A 2,951-nucleotide genomic window follows, 5' to 3' on the forward strand; every position below is an offset into this window, starting at 1 on the left:
TAATATTGTGGCGGCTACCTACTTTCCCACATTTTATTGCAGTATCATCGGCGGAGTGGGGCTTAACTTCTCTGTTCGGAATGGGAAGAGGTGAACACCCACCCTGTAACCACCATCAAGGTCTTCTGATTCGGATTCACAATAGGTGAAGTCGTACGCGACTCCGAACCCACTCTGTAATCACCATCAAGGTTATTAGCTAATTCGTCTTTCAATAAGCAATTGACATTGGCAGAGAATTATTCATAAAAATTGTATTTACAAAGAAGCTATTGGGCAATTAGTACTGCTCAGCTTTGATGTCACCACCTTTACACTTGCAGCCTATCAACGTCGTCGTCTACAACGTCCCTTATGTGGAAGTCTCATCTTCAGGCCAGTTTCGCACTTAGATGCTTTCAGCGCTTATCTGTTGCCCACGTAGCTACTCGGCCATGCTACTGGCGTAACAACCGATTCACCAGAGGTGAGTCCAACCCGGTCCTCTCGTACTAAGGTCAGCCCCCGTCAAACTTCCTACGCCCATCACAGATAGGGACCGAACTGTCTCACGACGTTCTGAACCCAGCTCGCGTGCCACTTTAATCGGCGAACAGCCGAACCCTTGGGACCTTCTCCAGCCCCAGGATGTGACGAGCCGACATCGAGGTGCCAAACCATCCCGTCGATGTGAGCTCTTGGGGATGATCAGCCTGTTATCCCCGGCGTACCTTTTATCCTTTGAGCGATGGCACACCCATGCGCAACCACCGGATCACTAAACCCTGGTTTCCCACCTGATCGACCCGTCGGTCTCACAGTCAAGCTAGCTTGTGCTTTTGCACTCCCCTGACGATTACCGTCCGTCATGAGCTAACCTTTGGAAGCCTCCGTTACTCTTTTGGAGGCGACCACCCCAGTCAAACTACCCACCATGCGCGGTCCTCAATAATAAGTTAGAACACAGAATACAAAAGGGTGGTATTTCAACGTTGGCTCCATGAATCCTGACGAATCCACTTCGTAGCCTCCCACCTATCCTACACATTCATATCCCATATCCAACGCAAAGTTGTAGTAAAGGTGCACGGGGTCTTTCCGTCCCGTGACGGGTAAGCGGCATCTTCACCGCTACTACAATTTCACCAAGCTCACGGTTGAGACAGTGCCCAGATCGTTACACCATTCGTGCAGGTCGGAACTTACCCGACAAGGAATTTCGCTACCTTAGGACCGTTATAGTTACGGCCGCCGTTTACTGGGGCTTCGATTCAAACCTTCGCTTGCGCTAAGCTCCCCTCTTAACCTTCCAGCACCGGGCAGGTGTCAGGCAACATACGTCGTGTCTCCACTTTGCGTTGCCCTGTGTTTTTGTTAAACAGTCGCCTGGGCCATTTCTCTGCGACTCTAGCTCGCGCCAGAGTGTCCCTTCTCCCGAAGTTACAGGACTAATTTGCCGAGTTCCTTAACCGTGATTCACTTGAGCACCTTGGTATATTCTACCCAGCTACCTGTGTCGGTTTACGGTACGGGCTAATACAAGCTGATGTTTCAGCGCTTTTTCTTGGAGGCCAGTTCAAAAGTTCGCTTTGTCCGTAAACGCCGCTCAACGAAGACTTCCGTCACTTCGTACTCTCTCCCCTACCCCGTACGCTTCACACTTGTATCAGGTGCAGGAATATTAACCTGCTGTCCGTCAGGTGCGGCCTTCGCCTTCCCCTTAGGCCCCGACTAACCCTCAGTTGATTGACATAGCTGAGGAATCCTTAGCTTTACGGTGTGTATGGTTCTCACATACATTGTCGTTACTTATGCCTACATTTGCTTTTCTAAAATCTCCACCATAGCTCACGCTACAACTTCACTGACGTTAGAATGCTCCCCTACCGATTATTACTAATCGCATCGCTTCGGTGATATACTTGATGCCCGTTTATTATCGACGCCCGCCCCGCTCGACCAGTGAGCTGTTACGCACTCTTTAAATGTATAGCTGCTTCCAAGCTAACATCCTGGCTGTCTCGGCAGTCAGACTTCCTTTGTTCAACTTAGTATATACTTAGGGACCTTAGCGGTTGCTCTGGGTTGTTCCCCTCTCGGACCGTGACCTTAGCACCCCGGCCCTCACTGCTGTGTCTGTTTATGCCCATTCGGAGTTTGTCAGAATTTGGTAGGATTTGACTCCCCCGCATCCTATCAGTAGCTCTACCTGACATAAACGCCCCACAACGCTGTTCCTAAAAACATTTCGGGGAGTACGAGCTATTTCTCAGTTTGATTGGCCTTTCACCCCTATCCGCAGTTCATCCAAAAACTTTTCAACGTTAACTGGTTCGGTCCTCCATGCAGTGTTACCCACACTTCAACCTGACCACGGATAGATCACCAAGTTTCGCGTCTGCTCTCACTAACTAAACGCCCTTTTCAGACTCGCTTTCGCTTCGGCTCCTGTCCTTAAAACATTAACCTCGCTAGTAAGAACAACTCGTAGGCTCATTATGCAAAAGGCACGAGGTCACCCATAGGCTCCCTCCGCTTGTAAGCGCATGGTTTCAGGTTCTATTTCACCCCGGTACTCCCGGTTCTTTTCACCTTTCCCTCACGGTACTCGTTCACTATCGGTCTCTCAGTCGTATTTAGCCTTGGCGGATGGTGCCGCCGAATTCAGAGGGGATTCCTCCTGTCCCCACCTACTCAGGATCCTGATACAGTTCTACACCTTACAATTAAGGGACTCTCACCCGCTCCGGTTTGCCTTCCCAGACAATTCATCTTCATGTAGTTCTTAAAAATCAGTCCTATAACCCCTATAACGCCGTAACGTCATCGGTTTGGGCTTGTCCGCGTTCGCTCGCCACTACTTACGGAATCACTGTTGTTTTCTCTTCCTAGGGGTACTTAGATGTTTCAGTTCCCCCCGTTTGCCTCCTTTCGGATACCCTAATCTCTTAGGGTGGGTTGCCCCATTCGGA

General features: G+C 49.9%; 1 rRNA gene and 1 other annotated feature (1 of these 2 running past the window's edge). The gene reads right to left on the bottom strand.

The features are described from left to right. Positions 1–5 precede the first annotated feature (5 nt). Positions 6–117, bottom strand: a 5S ribosomal RNA gene (rrf, locus tag AC23N5_RS31270). 143 nt (positions 118–260) lie between these two features. Next, positions 261–2,951 (bottom strand) — a sequence feature (most likely nonfunctional fraction of RNA operon) (it continues 1,613 nt past the right edge of the window).

The sequence above is a fragment of the Runella sp. R5_40 genome, assembly GCF_057652295.1.